Origin of the sequence: Guptibacillus spartinae (assembly GCF_028610625.1) — a bacterium.
Taxonomy (GTDB): Bacteria; Bacillota; Bacilli; order Bacillales; family Guptibacillaceae; genus Guptibacillus; species Guptibacillus spartinae.
The window spans coordinates 496,061-522,392 of record NZ_JAQQWU010000001.1 but is presented as its reverse complement, the minus strand read 5'-3'; the positions used below and the strand labels follow the sequence as shown (position 1 = coordinate 522,392).

Below are 26,332 nucleotides of genomic sequence, written 5' to 3'. Positions count from 1 at the left end.
CATTTCATTCTTAAAACAGGTCCTGTCGCTCTTATAAAAAGAAGCGCTGGATATCATTCCATGTTACAACTAACATCAGCAACATAAGGAACGAAAAGCCAATAAAGTGAACAAGGCTTTCCTTTTGAGGATCAATAGGCTTTCCTCGTAACGCTTCAACACCAATGAAGAGAAGTCTTCCTCCATCTAGTGCAGGAAGCGGCAACAGGTTAAAGATCCCAAGATTAATGCTTAAGAAGCCGGCCCATCTCATTAAGACATATAGACCTCCTGAAGCAGCTTCTTCCGTATAACTATAAATACCTACTGGTCCAGAAAAAGCATCAATTGAAAGTTGGCCAGTAACTAGTTGCCCAAGTCCTACAAAGATCGCCTTTCCAAATTCGTAGGTTGAGGTAAATCCAAAGACAATCGAATCTAAGAAGTTCACCTGATATTCAGGTGCCACACCAATCCGACCTACTGACTGGTTCTCTGATAGCTCTTGTTTCTCAGGCGTAATCGATAGAGATACATTTTCTCCATTTCGATCAACGTTAAAACCAAGCTGATTATTCGCATTTTCCTGAATAATCGAGGTCATTTGATTCCACCCCGTTATTTCAGTTCCATTGATTTCAGTAATAACATCACCATTGACCATCCCTGCTTGTTCAGCAGGACTTCCATCAACCACTTCTTTTACCTGGTTCGTCGGTGTTCCCTGTAATAAACCTAGCGCAATGAAAATAACAATTGCTAACAAAAAGTTCATAACTGGACCAGCAAAAATAGCAAGGAAGCGATCCCAAAGCGATTTCGATCCAAATTGACGGTCGTATGGTGCAATTTGAAACTCAGAACCGTCCATTACATAATGAGAGGTCTCATCAATCGTGTAAACAACCGCTGGTTCATCTTCTCCCTCGTATCCTTTAATATAAAGGCCACGCTCAAGATCCGCTTCTTCAACTGTTACATCTTTAAGATTAGAATAAGCAGATTTTTGGTTAATCACAATCTTTTCTACTTTGTTTTCAGCGTTGAAAAGAAGACCGACGCGCTGGCCAGGTTTCAATTCAATCATTTCAGGATCTTCGCCCGCCATCCGGACAAATCCACCGAGAGGAAGAAGTCTGATTGTGTAAACCGTCTCCCCTTTTTTAAATGTGAAGATTTTTGGTCCGAAGCCTATTGCGAATTCTCGACACAGGATCCCCGCACGTTTTGCGAGAAGCAAGTGACCCAATTCATGGATAAAAACGAGTGCTCCGAATATGATAATGATCGAAATCACAGTGTTCATATTCACTTACCACCTTTATTTAATTAATGACTGAACTCGTAATCTTGTTTCAGAATCAACTGCAAGGATTTCTTCAAGCGACGCATTTTGAATAATTTCATGCTTCTCCATCGCTGTTTCTACGAGCTCTTCGATCGTTAAGAAATCGATCTTACCCTCTAGAAATGCGGCAACGGCTGTTTCATTTGCTGCATTTAATACAGCTGGAAGAGAACCTCCAGCACGACCAGCTTCATAAGCCAGCTTCAATGCACGAAAGCGGTCAAAATCTACTTTATCAAAATGTAATTGACCGACTTCCCATAAGTTTAACCGTTTTGCATTTCTGATTTCAAGTCGATCAGGATAGCTAAGTGCATATTGAATTGGAATTCGCATATCCGGAGTACCTAGATGCGCCATGACGCTTCCGTCTATGTACTCTACCATTGAATGAATAATACTTTCTTTGTGAAGCAATACATCAATTTGATCATAAGGCGTGCCAAACAACCAATGCGCTTCAATCACTTCAAGCCCCTTATTCATCATTGTAGCTGAGTCAATTGTAATCTTTGCTCCCATTGACCAGTTAGGATGATTGAGGGCATCATTGACACTAACACCCGCTAGTTCTTCGCGTTTTTTATCTCGAAAGCTACCGCCTGATGCAGTTAATATAAGCCGTTCCATCTGATCCTGCTTTTCCCCATTTAAACACTGAAAGAGTGCTGAATGCTCACTATCTACTGGCAAAAGAGCAGAGCCATGTTTTTTGGCAGCTTCCGTTACAAGGTGACCTGCTGTTACTAACGTTTCTTTATTTGCAATCGCAATTGTTTTTCCCTGTTCAATTGCTGAAAGAGTCGGAGAAAGTCCGATACTTCCTAGAATTGCATTAACGAGAACGGTTGTTTCATGATGGCAGGCTACTTCTACTAATCCTTCCTCGCCATAGACAATTTTCGTTTTTCTTGAAATGGTTCTTCTGAGCGATTCAGCATCTTCTTTCTTTTGGACAGATAATAACTTCGGCTTAAATTCCTCAGCTATTTCTATCGCTTTCTTGACATTTTTCCCTACTGAAATCGCTACTAGAGAAAACTTGTCAGGATGCATTCTCACAATATCGAGAGTCTGAACACCGATCGAACCAGATGCTCCTAGTAAGCTAATTTTCTTCAAACGAACCGTTCCTCCAATCCACTCTGTTTCGTCTAAACCAGGTTAAGTAAATGCAGAAGGGGGAGAACGAATATGAGACTATCAAATCGATCGAGTATCCCTCCGTGTCCTGGTAAGATACTGCCTGAATCTTTCACTCCATAATGACGCTTAAATGCAGATTCAACAAGGTCCCCAATCTGTCCAAAAACAGACGTTAACACAGATACAATCAGAACGACAATCATGGAATCATATACCGGATAGATCAGTTGGAACACAACCCCCACAATGACTGCCATCACTACTCCACCAATGGCACCTTCTACTGTTTTGTTCGGGGAGATATGTGGCCAAAGTTTTTTCTTGCCAAGTGATCGTCCTACAAAATAGGCTCCGGAATCAGACGCCCATATTAAAAAGATAATAAAAAACAAATGGATCATGCCATCTAAATTACTTTCACCTAAGTATCTTGTTGCTGTGAAGTAATAGAAACCTAAACCAACATAGAGTGATGCCATCATAATAAAAGAGCTTTCATCGAAGCTATACTTATTCTTCGTTAAAACCGTCATTGCCAGTAAAATAAGCAATCCGAAGAATAAGAGATCGATTTTGGTAAATACAGATGATGTTATTGAGGCAATCCAAGCATCAGGCATGACTAGGATCCACGTTCCAACGATGGCAAGTAAACCAGGAAGTGAAACCAATGTGATTTTCTTCATTAGTAACAGTTCCACCATCCCAATTGTGGCAACCAGCGCCATTAATAGAATGAATGGCCAGTCTCCTACAACAATCATTCCTAACAAAAGGGCGCCAAAAATCACACCCGTAATAACACGTTGTTTCATTACGTTAATGTCCTCCTACACTTACACCCCGCCGTAACGTCTACCTCTTCGTTGATATTCCTGTACGGCCTCAAGAAAATGGTGCTCTGTGAAATCTGGCCAAAGAACTTCTGTAAACCAAAGTTCTGTATAAGCCAACTGCCAGAGCATAAAGTTACTCAAGCGAATTTCTCCGCTTGTCCGTATAAGTAAATCCGGATCCGGGTATTGACTGCTGAGTAAATAGGAAGAAATTTTCTCTTCCGTAATCTCTTCTTCCGTCAGTATCCCCTTTTTCACGTCACTTAATAACCGCTGCATGGCTGTTTTCATTTCATGACGACTGCCATAATTGAGTGCGAAATTAAGAATTAATCCGGTATTGTCTTTCGTTTCATTCACTGCCTTACTAATGGCTTTGAACGTGTGGGGGGGCAGCTGCTCTCGTTCTCCCATTATTCGTACTTGAACATTCTGCTCAATTAATTCGGGCAGATGACTAAGTAAAAATTGTTCTGGGAGCTTCATCAAAAAGTCTACTTCCTCTTTCGGTCGCTTCCAATTTTCAGTTGAAAAGGCATAAAGCGTTAAGTATTGAACACCTAAGTCATTTGCTTTTCGAACAATTTTCTTCACAACCTTCACACCTTCACGGTGGCCAGCCACACGTGGGAGACCTCGCTTCTTGGCCCAGCGTCCATTGCCATCCATAATGATCGCAATATGCCCTGGGATATTAGCAGATGTGTTAATTTCTAATTGTTCCTCATCTTCATTCTTTCTCATCCAGTTCGAGAACTTCCCAAGCATTGCAAATCCTCCATTGTGTCACTTACTTAACAAAAAAACCCCCTGTGGGAAAAGAGGGTCCTTTTATTATCTTATTTTACATGTTATTGAATTAGACTTCCATGATTTCTTTTTCTTTATCAGCAGCAATGCTGTCAGCTTCGGCCACATATTTGTCAGTAAGCTTCTGCACATCGTCGTTTCCACGGCGAAGCTCATCTTCTGTAATGTCGCCGTCTTTTTCTTGTTTCTTTAATTCATCATTTGCATCACGGCGAATATTACGGATAACAACTTTGCCTTCTTCAGCATATTTCTTAACGAGTTTAACTAGATCTTTACGTCGCTCTTCCGTAAGGGCTGGGATTGTAAGACGAATCACATTTCCATCATTCGAAGGTGTAAGACCAAGATCGGATTTAAGAATAGCTTTTTCAATATCGCCAATTGCCGTTTTGTCGTAAGGTTGGATCAATAGCATACGCGCTTCTGGAACAGAAACACCAGCAAGCTGGTTAACAGGTGTTGGAGCACCGTAGTAATCCACTTGAACTTTATCAAGTAGAGACGCATTTGCTCTTCCTGCTCGTAGTGTCGCTAGCTCACGCTTTAAGCTTGAAATTCCATTCTGCATACGTTCTTCAGCGTTTTTCAAGATTTCTTTCGTCATCTTAATTTCTCCCCTTTACTACTGTTCCAATTTCTTCGCCACAAATGGCGCGCTTAATATTACCTTCTTCCATAATTGAGAAGACAACAAGTGGAATATCGTTATCCATACAAAGTGACGAAGCTGTAGAGTCCATAACAGCCAATCCTTCTTTGAGGACATCAAGGTAAGACAGTGTGTCATACTTCTTCGCAGTCGCGTCAACAGTTGGATCTGCCGTATATACACCATCTACATTGTTCTTCGCCATTAAAATAACGTCCGCTTCAATCTCTGCTGCCCGAAGAGCTGCCGTTGTATCTGTTGAGAAGTATGGGTTACCAGTACCTGCCGCAAAAATAACAACGCGTTTTTTCTCAAGGTGACGAATGGCTTTACGACGGATATAGGGTTCTGCTACCTGTCTCATTTCGATTGAAGTTTGAACACGTGTTTCAACTCCAATGCTCTCTAAGCTATCCTGCATAGCAAGTGAATTCATTACGGTTGCAAGCATTCCCATATAATCAGCAGTAGCACGATCCATTCCCATTTCACTGCCTACTTTTCCACGCCAGATGTTTCCACCACCAACAACGACGGCAACTTCTACACCCATTTCATGAATTTCCTTCACCTGTGATGCGATTGATTGAACGATTGAAGGTGAGATTCCTTGACCTTCTCCACCGGACAATGCTTCTCCGCTTAATTTTAACACAACGCGTTCATACTTGGCTCCGCTCATTTTAACCCTCCAGCATGTTTATCAGTATTTGTTCTTGAAAAATAGGGAACACGGCGTGTTCCCTATCATTGTTTTACTTCTTCACTTGAGACATAACTTCTTCAGCGAAGTTATCTTCACGTTTCTCCATGCCTTCGCCAACTTCGTAGCGGATGAAGCCTTTTACAGTAGCGCCTTTAGATTCAACGTACTTCCCTACTTTTTGATCAGTGTCTTTAACAAACGGCTGATCAACAAGAGAAATTTCTTCGAAGAATTTGTTAATACGGCCTTCTACCATTTTCTCAACAATTTTCTCTGGCTTACCTTCGTTTAAAGCTTGTTGCTTAAGTACTTCGCGCTCGCGCTCAACTTCTTCAGCTGGAACAGCATCACGAGATACGAAACGAGGGTTAACAGCAGCTGTGTGCATTGCAACGTCTTTTGCTACTTCTTCGTCAGTAGTGCCTTCAAGAAGTGTTAGAACGCCGATACGTCCTCCCATGTGAAGGTATGCGCCGAATGCATCTGCATCCGTCTTCTCAATAATTTGGAAGCGACGAAGAGAAATTTTCTCACCGATTTTAGCAATTGCATTGTTTAAGAATTCTGTAACAGTTTGTCCGTTCTCCATTTTGCTTTCAAGAGCTGCATCAACAGACTCTGGGTTAGCTTGAAGTAGGTGATGTGCAATGTCGTTGATCAACGTTGTGAAGCTTTCGTTCTTAGCGACAAAGTCAGTTTCTGAGTTAATTTCAGCGATAACCGCTTTATTCCCTTCAACTGCGATGCTTGCAAGACCTTCAGCTGCTACGCGGTCAGCCTTTTTAGCTGCTTTAGAAATTCCTTTCTCACGAAGCCAGTCGATCGCTTTGTCCATGTCACCATCGTTTTCTGTTAGAGCTTTTTTGCAATCCATCATACCTGCACCAGTTTGTGCACGCAATTCTTTTACCATTTGAGCTGTTACTGCCATTAGTAATTCCTCCTTGAATTATGATATGTAATCATACCCTTTTGGGTTAAAAAAAGGTGATAAAGGGGTTAGAGTTCCCCTTTATCACCCCTTTGTGTTCTTATACAGATGTTTCTTCAGTTTCTACCGCTTCAACTTCTGCTTCTTCTTCTACTTTGCTAACTTCGATCACAGCGTCAGCCATTTTAGCAGTTAGAAGTTTCACAGCGCGGATTGCATCGTCGTTACCAGGGATAATATAGTCGATCTCATCTGGATCACAGTTTGTATCCACGATCGCAACGATTGGGATATTAAGCTTACGAGCCTCAGCAATAGCGATACGCTCTTTGCGAGGGTCGATTACGAACAATGCGTCTGGAACGCCGTTCATATCTTTAATACCACCAAGGAATCTTTCAAGGCGATCCATTTCTTTTTTAAGAAGGATAACTTCTTTCTTAGGTAGTACTTCGAAAGTACCGTCTTCTTGCATCTTCTCAAGGCTCTTCAGGCGGTTAATACGCTTTTGAATTGTTTCAAAGTTTGTAAGTGTTCCACCCAACCAGCGTTGGTTGATGTAGTATTGACCAGCACGGATCGCTTCATCCTTAACGGAATCTTGCGCTTGCTTTTTAGTACCGACGAAAAGAACTTTACCACCGTCCTGAGCGATGTCACGAACGAAGTTATAAGCCTCTTCGACTTTCTTCACTGTTTTTTGAAGATCGATAATGTAGATACCGTTTCTTTCAGTGAAGATATAAGGTTTCATTTTCGGGTTCCAACGACGAGTCTGATGACCGAAGTGTACCCCAGCTTCAAGAAGCTGTTTCATAGAGATTACTGCCATGATTGTGTTCCTCCTAATGGTTTTTTTATCCTCCGCTTGCATCTATTTCGGAAAAAACTGCGTCTGCAGCACCACTTTCCAAATCAACAAGCGTGTGTGATTAACACCGTTGATTAATATATCACATCATGTGATAAGTCGCAAGTTTAAATCTTAAATTCCATAAATGCCTACATCATCATTCGCAAAAGTAAAGAAGACATTCGTTTAAAAACGCTCCGGGAGCGTTCCCGGAGCGTTGGATAAATTACTGTGTCTTCAATTTTGAAAGTTCTACTAGAAACTTATCGTTAAGAACTTTAATGTAAGTTCCTTTCATTCCTAGAGAACGGGATTCAATAACACCAGCACTCTCAAGCTTACGAAGAGCATTTACGATGACAGAGCGAGTGATCCCTACACGGTCAGCGATTTTACTTGCCACTAGAAGCCCTTCATTTCCTTCAAGTTCTTCAAAAATGTGCTCAATTGCTTCAAGTTCACTGTAAGAAAGAGAAGAGATTGCCATTTGAACGACTGCTTTGTTTCTTGCTTCTTCTTCAATTTCTTCCGCTTTCTCATGAAGAATCTCCATTCCTACTACTGTCGCACCGTATTCAGCTAGCAAAAGATCATCATCTGAGAAAGAATCGCTTAAACGTGAAAGGATGAGCGTACCTAGACGACTTCCTCCACCAACGATCGGTACGATTGTTGTAAGTCCTTTTTCGAAAAGATCGCGATTTTCTACTGGGAAAGCTGTGTACTCACTTGTAATATCAAGGTTCGAAGATGTTTCAGTAATCCCAAAGAGGTTTTGAGTATACTCTTCTGGGAACTGACGCTCTGAGAACATTTTCTTCATACGTTCGTTCTCAATTTCTTGATTAATCGCAATTCCAAGTAGCTTCCCTCTACGGCTTACCACATATACGTTAGCCATAATAACGTCGCGTAGCGTTTCAGCCATATCTGTAAAGTTAACTGGCCCCTCTGATTTTTGTAGCATGCCATTAATTTTTCTCGTTTTTTCAAGTAAATTCATGATTTATCCTCCTGTATGTATTATAGGATGTATTGGCTGAGGTCACGGTTCTTCGCAATAGAAGCTAACTTTTCCTCAACATACTCTGGTGTAATTGTAATGCTGTCTAGATTAATGTCCGGTGCTTCGAATGATAGATCTTCTAAAAGCTTTTCTAAAATTGTATGAAGTCTTCGAGCACCAATATTATCCGTGTCCTGATTCACTTCAGTAGCAATTGTAGCAATTTTAAGAATAGCATCGTCAGAAAATTCAACTTTAATACCTTCTGTTTCTAATAAAGCTGTATATTGCTTCACAAGAGCGTTATCAGGTTCAGTTAAAATCCGCTTAAAGTCATCTACTGTTAAGCTTGATAGCTCGACACGAATTGGGAAACGTCCCTGAAGCTCAGGAATGAGGTCTGACGGTTTTGACATATGAAATGCCCCTGCAGCCATAAACAAAATGTGATCTGTTTTAACAGGTCCATATTTTGTCGTCACTGTTGAACCTTCTACAATAGGTAAGATGTCTCGTTGAACACCTTCTCTTGATACATCAGCTGATTGTTGACTTTTTCCAGCTACCTTATCAATTTCATCAATGAAGATGATACCCGATTGTTCGGTCTTTGAAACAGCATCTTGCGCAACTTCGTCCATATCGACGAGTTTCGCTGCTTCATCTTGCGTTAACACTTTACGCGCTTCTGAGACTGGAAGCTTTCGTTTTTTCTTCTTTTTAGGCATGATATTACCAAGCATATCCTGCATATTCATGCCCATTTGCTCCATACCAGCGCCCTGGAACATATCCATCATGGAGTTGTTTTGTTCTTCTACTTCTACAGTAATCATGCGATCTTCTAGTTCCCCAAGCGCAAGCTGTTGAGCTATTTGCTTCCGTCTAGATGAGATCGATTGATCTTCACTAGTAGACTGATTAGCTGTTTCCTCTTGTCCTTGATTCCCAAATAACATTTCAAGCGGATTTTTGTATTGAGTTTGCTTTTTACTAGATGGAACGAGCAATTCCACAATACGTTTGTTCGCATTTTCTTCCGCTTTGCCCTTTACCTGTTCCATGCGATCTTCTTTAACAAGTCGGATCGATGTTTCTACAAGATCACGAACCATTGATTCTACATCTCGACCAACATAACCTACTTCAGTAAATTTTGTTGCTTCTACTTTAATAAACGGAGCATTGACAAGGCGAGCGAGTCGTCGTGCAATTTCAGTCTTCCCTACTCCTGTTGGTCCGATCATTAAAATGTTTTTTGGATTGACTTCATCCTTCAGTTTGTCGCTCAAAAGGCCACGGCGGTATCGATTTCTTAACGCCACCGCAACTGCCTTCTTGGCGTCATTCTGACCAACAATATACTGATCAAGCTTTTCAACAATTTGTCTCGGTGTTAATGGATTAGACATACGATCTCCTCCAAAGATACATTTTATATACTAAATGGTTTCTACGATTATTTGATCATTTGTGTACACGCAAATTTCAGAAGCTATTTCCATAGATGCCCGCGCAATTTCTTCTGCTGTCTTGTTATCACTGTAGCGTTTGAGTGCTCTCCCTGCTGAAAGAGCGTAGTTTGAGCCTGAACCAATTGAAAGAATGCCATCATCAGGTTCGATCACTTCACCAGTACCCGAGATAAGCAGTAGCTCATCTTTATTCATAACAATTAGCATTGCTTCAAGCTTTCTAAGTACTCGGTCACTGCGCCATTCTTTTGCAAGCTCTACAGCGGCACGTTGAAGGTTGCCACCAAATTCTTCAAGCTTGCTTTCGAATTTTTCAAAAAGTGTGAAGGCATCTGCAACAGATCCCGCAAACCCCGCCACGACTTTACCATGAAAAAGTCTTCTTACTTTCTTTGCTGTATGCTTCATGACAACAGCATTGCCGAATGTCACCTGGCCATCACCGGCCATTGCACACTCGCCATTATGCTGTACGGCAAATATCGTCGTTGAATGAAAGTCTCCCATAAGTTCCTCCTCCCGAGCCGTTAAGCTCTTGGATGATGGTTCATGTATATATTTCGCAATCGATCTCCCGTCACGTGGGTATAGATCTGAGTAGATGATAAATCAGAATGTCCTAAAAGCTCCTGTACAGAACGTAAGTCTGCCCCTTCATTAAGCAAATGCGTTGCAAATGTGTGTCTCATCACATGGGGACTAATATGTACATGCAATGAAGCATCTTTTACAATCTTATCTAAAATTGTACGAACGCCTCTTGCTGTCACACGACTACCTCTAAAATTCAAAAACAGGGCTTTAGTTGGCTCTTTGCCTGACGAAAGCAGCTGTTCTCGTCCATCTTGTATATACTCTTTCACTGCATCTATAGCGAAACTACCAATTGGTACATATCTTTCCTTACGCCCTTTTCCAATGACAAAAATCGTACCGATCGCAAAATCAATGTCTTCTATATTAAGTGAAACACACTCACTAACTCGTATGCCACATCCGTATAACACTTCGAGCAGCGCTCTGTCTCTTTGACCAAGCGGCTTCGTTCGATCAGGTGTGTCAAACAGCACGTTAAGTTCTTTCTCATATAGAAATTGCGGAAGGCGCTTTTCTTGCTTTGGTAGGGAACTCATTGTAAAGGGATTAATCTCAACAATGTTCTCACGTAAAAGGAAGCGATATAAGCTTCGTAACGTTGAAATTTTTCTTGCTGCTGTTTTTCTAGCGTAACCATGCTCATGGAGCTCAGTTAAATAAATTCTAACATCTGCATAAGAAACAGCAGCAAAGACATCGATAGTCTGCTGCTTCAAAAAAGACCCGAAATGTTCAATATCCTGTAAGTAACCTGAGATCGTATGTGGTGAACAATTCTTTTCAATCTGTAGATACTCAGAAAATGATTGAATATGAGCTAGTTGATTGTCATTCATCGTCATCACCTCAAAAGGCTTCTAAATCGTAACACAATTTAGAAGCCTTAGCAATAGAAATTTACAATCTTTTTACAAAATTCTGAATTGTTTCTAAGGCTCGATTCGCGATTGTTTCATTGCGTTCCTTCTTGCTTTTGATTCGCGTTTCAAGTGGCGGAAACAAACCAAAGTTGGCATTCATCGGTTGGAAGTTATCTGGGTTAGCCGTCGTAATATAATTCGCCAGACTACCAAGTGCCGTTTCTTCTGGGAATACGACTGGCTCATCACCATTCATGAGACGGGCAGCATTGAATCCTGCAATTAAGCCCGACGCAGCTGATTCAACATAACCTTCAACGCCAGTCATTTGACCTGCAAAGAAGAGATTCTCGCGATCTTTATACTGATAGGTTGGTTTTAATAGATTCGGCGAATTAATAAAGGTATTACGATGCATGACACCATAACGAACGATATCCGCATTTTCGAGACCTGGAATTAAGCGAATAACTTCTTTTTGCGGTCCCCACTTCAGATGCGTTTGGAATCCAACAATATTGTAAAGCGTACCAGACGCATTATCCTGTCTTAGTTGCACGACTGCATAAGGACGTTTTCCTGTACGAGGATCTTCTAATCCAACAGGCTTAAGGGGTCCGAATGTCATCGTTTTCTGCCCTCGTTGAGCCATCACTTCAATCGGCATACAGCCCTCAAAGAAAATTTCCTTTTCAAATTCTTTTAGCGGAACCGTTTCAGCAGATATAAGCGCTTCATAGAACGTGTTAAATTCTTCCTCCGTCATCGGACAATTTAAGTACGCCGCTTCTCCCTTATCATAACGAGACTTCTTATACACTTTATCCATATCGATGCTTTCCGTTTCAATAATCGGAGCAGCTGCATCATAGAAGTATAAATACTCTTCTCCACTAAGCGCCTTCAACTGATCAGATAAATCTTTCGACGTGAGCGGACCCGTCGCAATTATTGTTGGGCCATCAGGAATTTTCGTGCATTCCTCTGAAAAGACCGTTACGTTCGGATGGTTTTTAACATTCTCCGTTACTTTCGCAGCGAATTCATGGCGGTCAACTGCTAGTGCACCACCAGCAGGTACCGCACATTCGTCAGCAGATTTAATGATCACAGAGTCCATCTTCCGCATTTCTTCCTTTAAGACTCCTACTGCATTTGTTAACGTATTCGCTCTTAGTGAGTTACTACATACTAGTTCAGCAAATTTATCGGTATGGTGAGCAGGCGTTTGTTTCTTAGGACGCATCTCATAGAGATGAACGTCCACTCCTTGCTTTGCAAGTTGCCACGCCGCTTCACTTCCAGCAAGTCCGGCACCGATTACCGTCACATGTTTACTCATTACCATAACCCCTTACTAGTTTTCTTCTTCAACGAAATCACAGTTTACGCATTTGATTTCTTTCTTTTTCTTCGTTTTCTTCTCGACAAGTAAATCACCGCATTTAGGACATGGACGTTTAATCGGTTTATCCCATGATAAGAAATCACATTCAGGGAAGCGATCGCAACCATAAAAGAGGCGGTTCTTTTTACTTTTACGTTCTACGACATTACCTTCTTTACATTTCGGACAAGTAACGCCAACTTCTTTTAGAATCGGTTTTGTATTTCGACAATCCGGAAAGTTTGAGCAGGCCATAAACTTTCCATAGCGCCCCATCTTGATGACCATTGGAGAACCGCATTTCTCACAATCTTCTCCAGCTGGTTCATCTTTGATTTCAACTTCCTTCATTTCTTCTTCGGCTACTTTCAACCGCTTCTCGAAGTTTTGATAAAATTCGTTGATGACAGAAATCCATTCTGCCTCGCCATCCTCGATTTTGTCAAGATCATTTTCTAATCCGGCTGTAAATTCAATGTTGATAATATCCTGGAAGAACTCAAGAATGAGCTCTAACACAATTTCGCCAAGCTCAGTAGGAACAAATTTCTTATCTTCTAATGCAACGTATCCTCTTCGCTGAATGGTATCAAGCGTCGGTGCATAAGTAGATGGTCTCCCAATACCGAGTTCTTCCATCGTTTTAACAAGACGCGCTTCCGAATACCGCGGCGGTGGTTGTGTAAAGTGCTGTGTCGGATCAATTTCTGAAGTCGAAACATTCATTCCTTCTTCAAGATCAGGAAGCATCTTATCTTCTTCCTTTTTATTGTCGTCATTGCCTTCCACATACACTTTCATAAACCCTTTAAATTTCACTTTAGACCCTGTAGCGCGGAAAATTGTACCATTATTTCCTAGGTCAACACTCATCGTATCCATGATCGCCGGCGCCATCTGACTCGCTACAAAACGCTCCCAAATGAGTTTGTATAAACGTAACTGATCGCGTTTTAAGTATGCCTTCATTTCAGATGGATCTCGCATAACGGACGTTGGTCGAACCGCTTCGTGTGCATCTTGTGATTTACCGGACTGCTTCTTAGCAGTCTTTTTAGCTGATAAATAGGTGTCTCCATATTTGCCCTGGATGTATTCCTTCGCTTCATCCTTCGCTGTTTCAGAGATGCGAGTGGAATCCGTTCTCATGTACGTAATTAAACCGACTGTTCCCTGTTTTCCAATCGCAATCCCTTCATAAAGTTGCTGAGCGAGCATCATCGTTTTCTTCGCGCGGAAGTTAAGTTTTCTAGCTGCTTCCTGTTGAAGAGAAGATGTGGTAAACGGTAGGGCCGGGTTTCGTTTGCGTTCTTTCTTTTGAACTGATTGGATATTAAACCGATCGCCTTGAATGCGTTTTAGAACATTGTCGACATCTTCACGTGATTGCAGGTCTGTTTTCTTTCCATCTACTCCGTAGAAACCAGCCTCGAATTGTTCTCCATCTTTTTCAAATGACGCTTTAATTTTCCAATATTCTTCTGCTTCAAAATTTTGAATTTCTTTTTCTCTTTCAATAATAAGACGAACGGCAACGGATTGCACTCGTCCTGCACTTAAACCTTTTTTTACTTTCTTCCATAATAATGGACTAATGTTGTACCCAACTAAACGGTCTAAGACACGTCTTGCTTGCTGAGCATCAACAAGATCCATATTAATCGGTCTCGGTTGCTTGAAGGCATCCTTTACCGCATCTTTTGTAATTTCATTAAAGACAACCCTGCACTCTGTTTGCTCATCGATTTTTAAACTGTGAGCAAGATGCCATGCAATTGCTTCCCCTTCGCGATCGGGGTCAGCTGCGAGATAGACTTTCTTCGCTTTTTTTGCTGCATCTTTGATTTCTTTTAGAACAGGGCCTTTCCCGCGTATTGTTATATATTTAGGAGCATAGTTGTTTTCCACATCAACGCCCATCTGACTTCTAGGAAGGTCAATGACGTGACCTAATGAGGCTTTCACTTGATATTTCTTTCCTAAATATTTTTCAATTGTTTTTGCTTTAGCGGGAGATTCAACAATTACTAGATAATCTGCCACAATACGTTTCCTCCCCCCATTGAGGTAAATTTTAAAATCTTCCTTATTATTCAATAGTCAAAACTCGTTTGTCAAATAGTGCTAGTATCCGTTTTATGAAAATTTGGCCATTCATTCAGGATATCATTTGTTTCAAGAACCAGTTTGGCTCCTTGCTGAATAAGACGATTTGTCCCTTCAGCATAAGGGTCTGTGATGTTTCCAGGCAAGCAAAAAACTTCACGACCTTGCTCCATCGCCTGGTCTGCTGTAATCAGTGAACCACTGCGTTTTTGCGCTTCAATAATGAGAGTTCCTGGAGATAATCCACTAATAATGCGGTTCCGCTCAGGAAACTGATGTTTTTCAGGGCGCCGATGAGGTGGGTATTCCGTTAGTAAGAGACCATCTCTTGCAATGGTAGAAGCAAGCAACTCATTTTCCTTCGGATAAATTGACTTAAACCCGCCGCCAAGGACTGCAATTGTTCCCGTACCATGCTCTAACGCGAGCTTATGAGCAAGAGTATCAATTCCAAGAGCTAATCCGCTAACGATTGTCCATCCACTTGCTAAGAGCGGTGTTAGGATCTGTTTCATCACGTTGCACGCATTAGGTGAATGATTTCTTGAACCTACAACGCTTAACAGTTGATTTTGATGAAGGAGGTTAGTATTCCCAATGCAATAGAGCACCCATGGTGCATCATAAATATGCGTCAGTTGTTCAGGATATGCCTCATCAAATCTTGTTATAACGCGAATATCGCCCGCTTTAAAATGTGATAATTTCCACGGATGATGATCATGTAAGTCTTCATATAAATAACCAGCTTGCTCGTTTGATAAACCAAATTGTCTTAACTGAGTAGCAGACATATCATATATGCTTTGAAGCGTTGGGTCAAATATGAGAAAGGATTGCATCACTTTCCAGGTGCAGCCCTGGCACTGATGCAACTGAATTAACCTGCTCCTAAATGTTCTCAATCACGGTCCTCTCCTATCAGGAATAAAAATTTTCTCATGCCCGTTATGTATAAGAGAAATAGCTCCCAATACGGGAGCTATTTTGATTAAGCCTTATGTGTTGTGCACTTCTCTAGTAAGCCTTTATCTTCTAAAACTGAAATAAGCGTTTCGCCCATTACTGCAGGAGTTGGAGCGACTTTAATGCCACACGACTCCATTGTTTTGATCTTTTCATCAGCCGTACCTTTACCGCCAGAAATAATCGCACCGGCATGACCCATACGTTTTCCTGGAGGTGCCGTTTGACCTCCGATAAAGCCAACAACCGGCTTCGTCATGTTTGCTTTCACCCATTCAGCTGCTTCTTCTTCAGCAGTACCGCCGATTTCACCAATCATGATTACCGCATACGTATCGTCATCTTCGTTAAATGCTTTCAAGACATCGATAAAGTTCGTACCATTGACCGGGTCACCACCAATACCAACAGCTGTTGATTGGCCAATTCCTGATTCTGAAAGCTGATGAACAGCTTCATATGTTAACGTACCAGAACGAGAAACAACGCCTACATGACCTTTTTTGTGAATATAGCCCGGCATAATACCGATCTTACATTCTTCAGGAGTGATCACGCCTGGACAGTTTGGACCAACAAGACGTGTTTTCTTTCCTTCCATATAACGCTTTACTTTCACCATGTCGATGACCGGGATTCCTTCCGTAATACAAATCGCAAGGTCCATTTCAGCGTCAACCGCTTCCATAATCGCATCGGCTGCAAAAGCAGGCGGAACATAAATGACAGAAGCATTAGCGCCTGTTTTTTGTACAGCTTGTTCAACTGTATCAAATACAGGAACGCCTTCTACTTCAGTGCCGCCTTTACCTGGCGTTACACCACCAACAATTTTCGTACCATACTCAAGCATTTGCTGTGTATGAAATAAACCAACAGATCCTGTAATCCCTTGAACGATGACTTTTGTATCTTGATTAATGTATACGCTCATTCCTAGTCCCGCCTTTCTACTTAACTAATGAAACGATTTTTTCCGCGCCGTCAGCCATAGACTCAGCAGCGGTAATATTTAATCCTGAATCTTTCAGGATTTGCTTTCCAAGATCAACATTTGTTCCTTCAAGACGTACAACAAGCGGAATTTCAAGACCAACTTGTTTCGTAGCTTCTACGACACCTTCAGCGATAACGTCACATTTCATGATTCCACCGAAAATGTTTACGTAAATGCCTTTTACGTTTTTATCAGAAAGGATAATTTTGAAGGCTTCCGTTACTTTCTCAGCTGTTGCGCCGCCCCCAACGTCAAGGAAGTTAGCGGGGTCGCCGCCGTAGTGCTTGATAATATCCATCGTTGCCATCGCAAGACCAGCACCGTTAACCATACAGCCGATATTGCCATCAAGTGCGATATAGCTTAATTCATATTTTGACGCTTCGATTTCCTTTGTATCTTCTTCGTCAAGGTCACGAAGTTCAAGAATATCTTTATGACGATAAAGTGCATTTGGATCAAAATTTAGTTTTGCATCAAGTGCCATGACGTTACCATCACCCGTTGTAACTAGCGGGTTGATTTCCGCAATTGAAGCATCCTTTTCAACAAAAACGGTATACAAACCAAGCATGAATTTCACTGCTTTGTTGATTTGTTCTTTCGGAATATTAATGTTAAATGCTAGTCTTCTAGCTTGATAACCTTGAAGACCAACGGCAGGATCGATCACTTCTTTGAAGATCTTTTCAGGGCTATGTTCAGCCACTTCTTCAATTTCAGTTCCGCCTTCTTCAGATGCCATCATAACGACACGAGACGTCACGCGATCAAGTACTAGGCCAACGTAATATTCCTGTTTAATATCGCAACCTTCTTCGATAAGTAAGCGCTTTACTTCCTTACCTTCTGGTCCCGTTTGATGAGTAACAAGTGTTTTTCCGAGGATTTCCTCAGCATATGTACGAACTTCCTCAAGGTTCTTAGCGATTTTAACACCGCCAGCTTTTCCTCGACCACCTGCATGGATTTGTGCTTTTACAACATAAACACTGCTGTCTAATTGTTTTGCAACGTCCACAGCTTCTTTCGCGGAGTATGCGACTTGTCCATTAGGGACGGATACCCCGTAGCTTCTTAGGACTTCTTTTCCTTGATATTCATGGATATTCATTCTCTCATCCTCCTATCCTAGTCAATCAAATCTTTGACGACGTTTTCATTGTATAGAAAATTCACACCGATTGTCTACCCTTTTGCATAAAGTCTCTTTTCTTTTCTTGCAAAAATTGTTCCAATTTATCCATTAAAACGAAATTCACTCCCTCATTTCTTTTTTCATCACGTCTAGAAATGAATAAAGGAAGAGGGCTACCTGCCCTCTTCCTGCTCGTTTCGACCCGCTTTTTTTGGCGCGGTCTCTTGTTGTTCTCTCTTCTTATGATCCGTAATCGTTAACTCTCTTGCTGCCGCTGGGGTGTAAACGCCAAACTCTTCTCCAGCTTCTTCATAGAAAGAATCATTTTTTTCTTGTCTTCCTGGATCTTTCACGTATAATAGCTCCTTCACAATAGAATAGGTTTAGTATCAACCTTTTCTATCGTTTCATACGTTTAACCGATCTCTTACAGGCGCAAAAGACTTTCGATGCTCGTTGGTAATACCAAATTTATCAAGAGCACTAAGATGCTCTTTTGTTCCATAACCGACATGCCGCTCAAATCCATAATCCGGATAAGTTTCTGCTAACCTCGCCATCATACGGTCACGTGTCACTTTAGCAACGATGGAAGCAGCTGCGATGCTTACACTTCGTGCATCTCCTTTAATAAGCGACTCTTGACCAATCTGAACCGGAATATGCATCGCATCGACGAGTAAAAAGTCCGCTTGTACATCTAAACCCTCAACGGCTTGTCTCATCGCTTTCTTTGTCGCCTGGTATATATTCAATTCATCAATTTCAGTGGCCTTTACGACCCCAACACCAATCGCTATTGCGTTTTTTTGTATTTTATCAAAAAGGTCATTGAGTTTGGCTCGGGATAGTTTTTTTGAATCCTGCAAGCCAAGAATCGGAACCTCGGGATCTAATATGACCGCTGAAGCAACGACAGGGCCTGCTAGAGGGCCTCTTCCTACTTCATCGACTCCTGCTATGGATAGACGTCCTTTCTCTCTGTAATGAGCTTCTAGGACACTCATGTTTTCATGCATTTTAAGTACTTTTCTTTTTTCTTGCTTTTTTTTGTCTTCTCTAGCTAGTAAGCGTATAACGCCTTTTCGGGTATCTTGCTTCCAATCTTCCCAATCTTCGTTCGTATAATGCTCTTCTTCTAACATCCGTTCAATTTCTTTAATCGATTTTGATTGACCGCTCATCGTATCCCCTTTTCCTTTCTTCACTTAAAAAAGGTAAGGCTCATAGCCTTACCTTTCTGGCGTTTCTAGCGATACATCGCCTAACTTACCACTTCTCAGTTCTCGAAGAACGGTTTCAGCTGTTTTATCATAATCAATCCAGCCCCCGCTCATTAAAAACCCTCGTTTCTTGCCGATGTCATCAAACAGCTCGACAACATCTTCCGGAATGTGATCAAGGTGATAACGCTCCATTAGTCTGTCGGGATAATGTTGGCTCATAAACTTAAGCACGAATACTGAAATGTCTTGAAAATCAAGAATTTCATCTTTAATTGCACCCGTCGCAGCAAGCTTGTACCCTGTCATCTGATCTTCAAATTTTGGCCATAGAATCCCAGGCGTATCGAGAAGATCCATCTCATCGCCTACTTTGATCCACTGCTGTTTTTTCGTGATACCAGGACGGTCTCCTGTTTTGGCGATTTTCTTACCTGCTAACCGGTTAATCAACGTGGATTTTCCAACGTTCGGAATTCCCAAGATTAAGGCGCGAACCGCACGCGGCTTCATGCCTTTCTCAATCATGCGATCAATTTTATCACTCATCAGCTCTCGAGCAGCAGCAGGGATGCTTTTTACACCTTTACCCGTTTGTGAATCAATCGCTAAGGCTTTATGACCCTGTGATTGAAAGTAATGCTTCCATTCCGTTGTTTTTTGATCATCTGCCATGTCTGCCTTATTGAGCAGTATCAATCTTGGTTTTGAGGAGACAATCTCATCAATCATCGGATTTCTTGAAGCGAGGGGGATGCGAGCATCCACTAATTCAATTACAACGTCAATCATTTTAAGCTTCTCTGTAATCTCCCGTCTTGCTTTTGCCATGTGTCCGGGAAACCATTGAATCGTCATGCCATCTCCACCTATTCTTAAATCATGCGGGCGAAATACCCGCTATTCCATTACTTGTATATCATTTAACGGCCAGAAAATGACATTTGCTTCTCCCACCACTTTCTCTACAGGAACGAAGCCAATGGATCGACTGTCTTTACTATGCTGTCGATTATCACCCATAACAAACAAATGTCCTTCTGGAACGGTTGCTTCACCGGTAACGCCGGTTAAATCAAAATCGTAGGTAAGGTTTCCTTCTAACAAATCATCTTTATATGGCTCTAAGTAAGGTTCCTTTATCGCTTCCCCGTTTACATAAAGCATATCATCTTTGTACTCTACTTTATCTCCCGGGAGACCGATCACGCGCTTAATGTAATCTTTCCCTTCAGGCGCCTCAAATACAACAATATCGAAACGTTCGGCATCACCAATGTTATAACTGATTTTGTTCACGATCATCCGATCACGGTCCTGTAGCGTTGGCATCATACTTTCTCCATCCACCACGATAGGAGCAAAAATAAAATAGCGAACGGCTCCTGCCAGAATAAAAGCAATAATGAGCGCACGTATCCATTCCCAGGAATCTTTTTTCTCTGCTGATCTGGTGCTTTTCATGATTGTTCCTCCTAATGAAAGGGTCTTTTTTACCTACTTCTTTCCCCTCATGCCTTTCCTACAAACCTTCGTAATTCGCTTTATTTTATCATAGAGTGACGTTTTTTTATATGGCGATTTTCAATAGAAAAAAGGAGCCTGGCAATGCAAGCTCCTTCTCCGTGTCTTACTTTATCGAATTTCTTTAATACGAGCGGCTTTACCACGAAGTGCACGCAAGTAGTATAGCTTAGCACGGCGAACTTTACCGCGACGAGCAACTTCAAGCTTAGCAACTTTCGGTGAATGTACTGGGAATGTACGCTCAACACCTACTCCGTAAGAAATCTTACGAACTGTAAACGTTTCGCTAATTCCACCACCACGTCGTTTAATCACAACACCTTCGAATAACTGAATACGCTCACGAGTGCCTTCGACAACTTTAACGTGAACTTTGACAGTATCTCCTGGTCGGAAATTCGGAAGATCCGACTTAAGTTGGTCTTTTGTGATATCCTGGATTAACTTGTGCATCAAGTAACCCTCCTTCCACACAGATGCTCTTATAAATCATCTTGCATTACAGCGGAACATCGTAATACGTGACTAATGCCACAACTGTTATCATAGCATAGCACTTTTTAGATTACAAGAATGAATTCACTCTTTTTCATTCTTTATTTCATTGAGCAACTTCTGCTCTTCCTTTGTTAAGTTTCTCCCATCTAGAAGATCTGATCTTCTATTCCAGGTGCGTCGTAAAGACTCTTTAAGACGCCATTTTCGTATCGCTTCATGATTTCCTGACATAAGGACATCCGGCACATTCATCCCTTCGTATTCAGCAGGACGAGTATAATGAGGATGTTCTAGTAACCCACTGCTAAAGGAATCCATTGGAGCTGACGTATCATTTCCAAGAACGCCCGGAAGAAGCCTCGTTACACTATCAATGACAACCATACTACCGAGTTCACCGCCGGTTAGGACAAAATCTCCGATTGAGATTTCATCCGTGACAAGATTTTCTCGAATCCGCTCATCGTACCCCTCATAATGACCACAAATAAAAATAAGGTGCTCTTCTTTCGCCAATTCTTCCGCCTTCTTCTGAGTAAATCGCTCTCCTTGAGGACACATCAGAATGACGCGCGGACGCTTTCCTTCTGAAAGATTAGCGACCGCATCAAAAACAGGCTGTGGGGTTAAAACCATTCCCGCTCCACCGCCATAAGGATAATCATCGACGCTTTTATGTTTATTTGTACTGTAATCTCTGAAGTTGGTTATATGATATGACACCGCGCCATTTTCCTGCGCACGTTTTAAAATCGAATGATTAAACACGCCCGTAAACATTTCTGGAAACAGCGAAAGCACGTCAATCTTCATACTAATCACGAAGTCCTTCCAACAAATGAACAGTAACTTTCCCTTCCGCTAAATCAACTTGCTTCACAACTTGTTCGATATAAGGCAATAAGAGATCTTTACCACCTCCAGCAGTTTGAACGACCCACACATCGTTTGCGCCAGGTGATAGGATTTCTTTGATTTTCCCTAGAAATTCTCCTTCTTCCGTATATACCTCAAGTCCAATAATATCCCGGTAATAGAATTCTTCTTCGGCAAGCTGTCCGCCTTGGTCTTCCTTGACCTTTAGGATGCCTTCTTTCATCTGAACGACATCGTTTATGTTAGGATACCCCTCAAATGTAAGCAAATCAAATTGCTTATGCTTACGGTGAGAAGCCACTGTTAATGAAATCGGTTGATCATCCTTAAATAAATATAACTTGCTACCTACTGCATAACGTTCCTCAGGGAAATCCGTTCTTGAAATGACACGTACTTCACCTCGCACGCCGTGAGTGTTTACGATTTTTCCTACATTAAGCCATTCTGTCATATCGTGATATCCTTTCCTTTGTCGTCAGGAACAATGCTTTGCACGATCCCGTCTTTCACCACTATTTTACCCTTTTGCTCGCGCGCATACCACTGATCTCCAACCTGCACATGTTGAATCGATTCGATTTCTCCATCGTGAATCTCAGATCCTAACGATAACTCTTCAAGCTGGTCCACTTTAAAATCAAGAAAAGAAATCCGCTCCGTTCTTGAACGGATTTCTTTCTCGAACTGCTCGGCAATCCATGTATGATCAGCCGGACGTTTTTTTTGCAATCGTTTCATCTCAAATTGAAGATGCTCGACTTCTTGTTGAAGAGTAGCGCGTTCTTTTTGCCATTTATTAAAATAGGAAGCCCTGCTTTGCTCCGTTAAGATTTGTTTCACGTCATACGTTACAATGATTTTCATCGCTCTGCCCCTCCGTATGTAATCTCATTATTAATCTCTAGCAAACGTGACAAATAAAAAAGAGGAGTATAAGCTCCCCTAAAGTATCTCCAACTGTACTCGCTTGTTTGATTGAACGGCAGCAGCATTCATCACCGTACGGATTGATCTAGCAACTTTCCCCTGCTTTCCGATCACTTTACCTGTATCTTCTGTATGAACATGAAGTTTGTAAATATCCAGAGTGGTTGTTGCTTCTTTTTCGACTCGGACTTCATCAGGATGATCGACAAGAGCTTTTACAATTGTTTCAACTAGGGCTTCCATATTCGTTTCCCACCTTTTACGATATGATGGACCAGGATACACCAAAGGAGGCTTTCTTGAAAGCCTCCTCTAAGGTGTTACATTACTTTGTGTTTTTTGCGTTGTGAAGCTTCTCCATAAGTCCTGCAGTGGAGAATAAGTTACGTACTGTATCAGAAGGCTTAGCGCCTTTAAGCATCCAATCAAGAGCTTTCTCTTCGTTGATTTTCACTTCAACTGGATTAGCAACCGGATTGTAAGTTCCGATTTCCTCGATGAAGCGTCCGTCACGTGGTGCACGTGAATCAGCAACAACTACGCGATAGTAAGGAGCTCTTTTAGCACCCATACGCTTTAAACGAATTTTAACTGCCATGTCTTTCACCTCCAAAAAAATGTTCACATAAATCAATATATTATCATAAATTTATACTCTTGTAAAGAGAAAATTTACTTCATTTTTATTGCATGAATGGGAAATTCATGCCCTTACCTTTTTTCTTACCGCCTTTAGACATATTGGTCATCTGCTTCATCATCTTCTTCATCTCATCAAACTGCTTTAAGAGACGATTCACATCTTGAACAGACGTACCACTGCCGAGAGCAATTCGCTTTTTGCGACTTGCATTGATAAGATCTGGTTCTTCTTTTTCACGTGTTGTCATTGACTGAATGATCGCTTCTACTCGGCCAATTTGTTTTTCATCAACACTTACATTTTTCATGGCTTTCTTATTCATACCAGGAATCATGTCCATCAACTCATCAAGCGGCCCCATACTACGAACCTGACCAAGCTGATCAAGGAAATCATCGAACGTAAAGCTCATCGTTCGCATCTTTTTCTCAAGCTCTTTCGCTTTGTCTTCATCAACAGAAGTTTGAGCTTTTTCAATAAGCGTTAGGACGTCACCCATGCCGAGAATACGTGATGCCATTCTCTCAGGATGAAACGGTTCTAGCGCATCAAGTTTTTCACCCATACCTGCGAACTTGATCGGTTTATCTGTTACAGACTTGATTGACAGTGCAGCACCACCGCGCGTGTCACCATCAAGCTTCGTTAAAACAACACCTGTAATATCAAGTGCTTCATTGAAGCTTTCAGCAACATTTACAGCATCCTGTCCCGTCATGGAATCAACCACAAGGAAGATCTCATCAGGCGTAACAGCTTCTTTCACATCTTTTAGCTCTTGCATCAGATTCTCATCAATATGCAAGCGTCCGGCTGTGTCAATGATGACATAGTCGAGATGTTCTTCTTTTGCTTTTTCAATTGCTTTGGTAGCAATCTCAACCGGACTCACCTGATCACCCATCGAGAATACCGGCATACTTAGCTGTTTACCGAGTGTTTCAAGCTGGTTAATCGCTGCAGGACGGTAGATATCCGCCGCTACTAACAGTGGTTTACGGTTATGATTTTTACGTAAATGGTTTGCAAGCTTACCGACAGTTGTCGTTTTACCCGCACCCTGTAGACCGGCCATCATAATAACAGTCGGCGGGCGACTAGAAACAGCAATCTTACTCTGTTCTCCACCCATAAGCGCTGTCAGCTCTTCATTAACGACTTTAATGACCTGCTGCCCTGGGGTCAGGCTTTTCATAACTTCCTGTCCGACGGCGCGCTCTTTGACCTTGTTGATAAACTGTTTTACGACTTTAAAGTTAACGTCCGCTTCAAGCAAGGCTAGCCTTACTTCACGCATCATTTCTTTTACGTCTGCTTCCGTTACTTTCCCTTTACCGCGAATCTTCTGCAGGGTGTCTTGCAGTCGGTCGGCTAACCCTTCAAATGCCATGTTCGCCGCCTCCTAATCCAGTTTTTCAAGAGATGTAATCAACGGCAGCGCCTTTGAGTCTTCATTCTCACTCATAATCGCTTCCCTGAGCTTTTCTAGTAGCTCCTGCCTTTTGATGTATCGCTCGAATAGCAACAGTTTTGCTTCATATTCTTCTATCATTTGTTCTGTTCGCTTAATGTTATCATAGACAGCCTGACGGCTAACTTGAAATTCTTCTGCGATTTCACCAAGTGAATAATCATCAAGGTAATACAATGCCATATAATTACGCTGTTTCGGTGTTAAAAGCGACTGATAAAAGTCGAATAACGAGTTAATTCTCATCGTTTTCTCTAGCATTGTTAACAGCCCCTTGTTAAGGTAATCACCTTTACGTTAATTATATTACTATGCGTCATTTTATTTGTCAAGATTTTTTCTTAACACAATTAATTAAGGATTTTATTCCTCGTTTTCTTCTTCTTCTTCAATGATGGAAGAGAACAATCCATAGACAAATGTGTCTGGATCAAACTCTTGCAGATCGTCCATTTGCTCACCAAGCCCTACGAGTTTAACAGGAATATCAAGTTCATGTCGAATTGCCAGCACAATGCCACCTTTTGCCGTTCCATCTAACTTCGTAAGTGCAATGCCAGAAACGTCAGTTGATTGACCAAACTGCTTTGCCTGACTCATCGCATTTTGTCCCGTTGTCGCATCCAAAACGAGAATAACCTCATGTGGGCCAGACGGCACTTCACGCTGAATAACACGCTTTACTTTTTCAAGTTCATTCATTAGATTCACTTTGTTTTGCAGTCGTCCTGCCGTATCACAAAGTAAAATATCTGCTCCGCGAGATTTGGCTGATTGCACAGCATCAAACACAACGGCCGCTGGATCTGAACCCGCCTGGTGCTTAATCACATCAACACCAGCTCGTTGTCCCCAAACATCTAGCTGCTCAATGGCACCAGCCCGGAACGTATCTCCCGCTGCTAGGACAACTTTCTTGCCTTCTTGTTTAAACTTATGAGCAAGCTTACCGATTGTCGTTGTCTTTCCGACCCCATTAACCCCCACAAATAAGAAAACCGTTAGCCCTTCTTCTTGGATATTAAGCGAACCATCTTCGTCAGATTTATGAAGAAGCTCTGCTAACTTTTCTGAAATGACACTCTGAAGCTCTTTCGTATCTTTGATGTTACGCGTTCTTGCCTCATCTTTTAAGACGTCAATCAGGTCCATTACTGTCGCTACTCCAACGTCAGCACTAATGAGCAGCTCCTCAAGTTCTTCAAAAAACTCTTCATCTACTTTTCGATAGTTTTTAACGAGGTTATTCATTTTTGTTGAGAAAGACGTCCTCGTTTTCTCAAGACCGTCTTTAAATTTTCCTGTTACGTCATCTGTTTGTGTCGTGAACTTATCTTTTAACTTTTTAAAAAAACTCACTTTGCATCCCCC

General features: G+C 41.6%; 30 protein-coding genes. All 30 read right to left on the bottom strand.

Annotated elements, in window-relative coordinates; translation table 11 throughout:
* Positions 1-31: 31 nt before the first annotated feature.
* Positions 32-1,285 carry an RIP metalloprotease RseP gene (gene rseP, locus PQ511_RS02765; protein WP_273850397.1) on the bottom strand — a complete coding sequence of 418 codons (1,254 nt, stop codon included), beginning with the start codon at positions 1,283-1,285 and terminating at the stop codon, positions 32-34.
* 15 nt (positions 1,286-1,300) lie between these two features.
* Positions 1,301-2,449, bottom strand: coding sequence for a 1-deoxy-D-xylulose-5-phosphate reductoisomerase (gene dxr, locus PQ511_RS02760; protein ID WP_273850396.1), 1,149 nt, complete (start codon positions 2,447-2,449; stop codon positions 1,301-1,303).
* Positions 2,450-2,481: 32 nt separating this feature from the next.
* Positions 2,482-3,288: a phosphatidate cytidylyltransferase gene (locus PQ511_RS02755; RefSeq protein ID WP_273850395.1), complete on the bottom strand. Its 807-nt coding sequence runs from the start codon at positions 3,286-3,288 to the stop codon at positions 2,482-2,484.
* A 21-nt stretch (positions 3,289-3,309) separates the two neighbouring features.
* Complete coding sequence (uppS, locus tag PQ511_RS02750) at positions 3,310-4,077, bottom strand: undecaprenyl pyrophosphate synthase (protein ID WP_411909156.1); 768 nt, start codon at positions 4,075-4,077, stop codon at positions 3,310-3,312.
* A 91-nt stretch (positions 4,078-4,168) separates the two neighbouring features.
* Positions 4,169-4,726, bottom strand: a complete 558-nt coding sequence (gene frr / locus PQ511_RS02745) for a ribosome recycling factor (protein ID WP_098443378.1) — start codon at positions 4,724-4,726, stop codon at positions 4,169-4,171.
* A gap of 1 nt (position 4,727) precedes the next feature.
* Positions 4,728-5,453 (bottom strand): UMP kinase, encoded by a 726-nt coding sequence (gene pyrH / locus PQ511_RS02740; protein ID WP_273850394.1) that lies wholly within the window; start codon positions 5,451-5,453, stop codon positions 4,728-4,730.
* A 73-nt stretch (positions 5,454-5,526) separates the two neighbouring features.
* The gene (tsf, locus tag PQ511_RS02735) at positions 5,527-6,408 is read right to left on the bottom strand and encodes a translation elongation factor Ts (protein ID WP_273850393.1); all 882 of its coding nucleotides are present in this window, start codon (positions 6,406-6,408) and stop codon (positions 5,527-5,529) included.
* Positions 6,409-6,508: 100 nt separating this feature from the next.
* Positions 6,509-7,240 (bottom strand): 30S ribosomal protein S2, encoded by a 732-nt coding sequence (rpsB, locus tag PQ511_RS02730; protein ID WP_159782362.1) that lies wholly within the window; start codon positions 7,238-7,240, stop codon positions 6,509-6,511.
* A gap of 247 nt (positions 7,241-7,487) precedes the next feature.
* A complete protein-coding gene (gene codY / locus PQ511_RS02725; RefSeq protein ID WP_273850392.1) occupies positions 7,488-8,264 on the bottom strand; it encodes a GTP-sensing pleiotropic transcriptional regulator CodY in 777 nt (258 codons plus the stop codon).
* 20 nt (positions 8,265-8,284) lie between these two features.
* Complete coding sequence (gene hslU, locus PQ511_RS02720) at positions 8,285-9,679, bottom strand: ATP-dependent protease ATPase subunit HslU (protein ID WP_273850391.1); 1,395 nt, start codon at positions 9,677-9,679, stop codon at positions 8,285-8,287.
* Between the two features lie 30 nt (positions 9,680-9,709).
* Positions 9,710-10,249, bottom strand: coding sequence for an ATP-dependent protease subunit HslV (gene hslV / locus PQ511_RS02715; RefSeq protein WP_098443372.1), 540 nt, complete (start codon positions 10,247-10,249; stop codon positions 9,710-9,712).
* Positions 10,250-10,269: 20 nt separating this feature from the next.
* Positions 10,270-11,175: a tyrosine recombinase XerC gene (xerC, locus tag PQ511_RS02710; RefSeq protein ID WP_273850390.1), complete on the bottom strand. Its 906-nt coding sequence runs from the start codon at positions 11,173-11,175 to the stop codon at positions 10,270-10,272.
* Positions 11,176-11,236: 61 nt separating this feature from the next.
* Entirely contained in the window at positions 11,237-12,541 is a 1,305-nt protein-coding gene (trmFO, locus tag PQ511_RS02705; protein ID WP_273850389.1) for an FADH(2)-oxidizing methylenetetrahydrofolate--tRNA-(uracil(54)-C(5))-methyltransferase TrmFO, read from the bottom strand.
* Between the two features lie 15 nt (positions 12,542-12,556).
* On the bottom strand, positions 12,557-14,629 hold the full coding sequence (topA, locus tag PQ511_RS02700; protein ID WP_273850388.1) for a type I DNA topoisomerase: 2,073 nt from the start codon (positions 14,627-14,629) through the stop codon (positions 12,557-12,559).
* A 71-nt stretch (positions 14,630-14,700) separates the two neighbouring features.
* Positions 14,701-15,597, bottom strand: a complete 897-nt coding sequence (gene dprA, locus PQ511_RS02695; protein WP_273850387.1) for a DNA-processing protein DprA — start codon at positions 15,595-15,597, stop codon at positions 14,701-14,703.
* An 86-nt stretch (positions 15,598-15,683) separates the two neighbouring features.
* Positions 15,684-16,592: a succinate--CoA ligase subunit alpha gene (gene sucD, locus PQ511_RS02690; RefSeq protein ID WP_098443367.1), complete on the bottom strand. Its 909-nt coding sequence runs from the start codon at positions 16,590-16,592 to the stop codon at positions 15,684-15,686.
* Positions 16,593-16,608: 16 nt separating this feature from the next.
* Positions 16,609-17,769: an ADP-forming succinate--CoA ligase subunit beta gene (gene sucC / locus PQ511_RS02685; protein WP_273850386.1), complete on the bottom strand. Its 1,161-nt coding sequence runs from the start codon at positions 17,767-17,769 to the stop codon at positions 16,609-16,611.
* A 197-nt stretch (positions 17,770-17,966) separates the two neighbouring features.
* Complete coding sequence (locus tag PQ511_RS02680) at positions 17,967-18,146, bottom strand: hypothetical protein (protein WP_273850385.1); 180 nt, start codon at positions 18,144-18,146, stop codon at positions 17,967-17,969.
* A 54-nt stretch (positions 18,147-18,200) separates the two neighbouring features.
* Positions 18,201-18,977: a ribonuclease HII gene (gene rnhB / locus PQ511_RS02675; RefSeq protein WP_273850384.1), complete on the bottom strand. Its 777-nt coding sequence runs from the start codon at positions 18,975-18,977 to the stop codon at positions 18,201-18,203.
* A 48-nt stretch (positions 18,978-19,025) separates the two neighbouring features.
* Positions 19,026-19,874: a ribosome biogenesis GTPase YlqF gene (gene ylqF / locus PQ511_RS02670; protein ID WP_273850383.1), complete on the bottom strand. Its 849-nt coding sequence runs from the start codon at positions 19,872-19,874 to the stop codon at positions 19,026-19,028.
* Between the two features lie 42 nt (positions 19,875-19,916).
* Complete coding sequence (lepB, locus tag PQ511_RS02665) at positions 19,917-20,480, bottom strand: signal peptidase I (protein ID WP_273850382.1); 564 nt, start codon at positions 20,478-20,480, stop codon at positions 19,917-19,919.
* Positions 20,481-20,651: 171 nt separating this feature from the next.
* Complete coding sequence (gene rplS, locus PQ511_RS02660; RefSeq protein WP_098443362.1) at positions 20,652-20,996, bottom strand: 50S ribosomal protein L19; 345 nt, start codon at positions 20,994-20,996, stop codon at positions 20,652-20,654.
* Between the two features lie 126 nt (positions 20,997-21,122).
* Positions 21,123-21,854, bottom strand: coding sequence for a tRNA (guanosine(37)-N1)-methyltransferase TrmD (trmD, locus tag PQ511_RS02655; RefSeq protein ID WP_273850618.1), 732 nt, complete (start codon positions 21,852-21,854; stop codon positions 21,123-21,125).
* Position 21,855: 1 nt separating this feature from the next.
* On the bottom strand, positions 21,856-22,371 hold the full coding sequence (gene rimM / locus PQ511_RS02650) for a ribosome maturation factor RimM (RefSeq protein WP_273850381.1): 516 nt from the start codon (positions 22,369-22,371) through the stop codon (positions 21,856-21,858).
* The gene (locus PQ511_RS02645; protein ID WP_273850380.1) at positions 22,368-22,784 is read right to left on the bottom strand and encodes a YlqD family protein; all 417 of its coding nucleotides are present in this window, start codon (positions 22,782-22,784) and stop codon (positions 22,368-22,370) included. Before PQ511_RS02645 ends, rimM begins: the two co-directional genes overlap by 4 nt.
* Positions 22,785-22,862: 78 nt before the next feature.
* Positions 22,863-23,090: a KH domain-containing protein gene (locus PQ511_RS02640; RefSeq protein ID WP_273850379.1), complete on the bottom strand. Its 228-nt coding sequence runs from the start codon at positions 23,088-23,090 to the stop codon at positions 22,863-22,865.
* An 82-nt stretch (positions 23,091-23,172) separates the two neighbouring features.
* On the bottom strand, positions 23,173-23,445 hold the full coding sequence (gene rpsP, locus PQ511_RS02635; RefSeq protein ID WP_098443358.1) for a 30S ribosomal protein S16: 273 nt from the start codon (positions 23,443-23,445) through the stop codon (positions 23,173-23,175).
* An 85-nt stretch (positions 23,446-23,530) separates the two neighbouring features.
* Entirely contained in the window at positions 23,531-24,880 is a 1,350-nt protein-coding gene (ffh, locus tag PQ511_RS02630) for a signal recognition particle protein (protein WP_273850378.1), read from the bottom strand.
* Positions 24,881-24,892: 12 nt separating this feature from the next.
* Positions 24,893-25,222: a putative DNA-binding protein gene (locus PQ511_RS02625; protein ID WP_273850377.1), complete on the bottom strand. Its 330-nt coding sequence runs from the start codon at positions 25,220-25,222 to the stop codon at positions 24,893-24,895.
* A 102-nt stretch (positions 25,223-25,324) separates the two neighbouring features.
* Entirely contained in the window at positions 25,325-26,320 is a 996-nt protein-coding gene (ftsY, locus tag PQ511_RS02620; RefSeq protein WP_273850376.1) for a signal recognition particle-docking protein FtsY, read from the bottom strand.
* Positions 26,321-26,332: the final 12 nt, after the last annotated feature.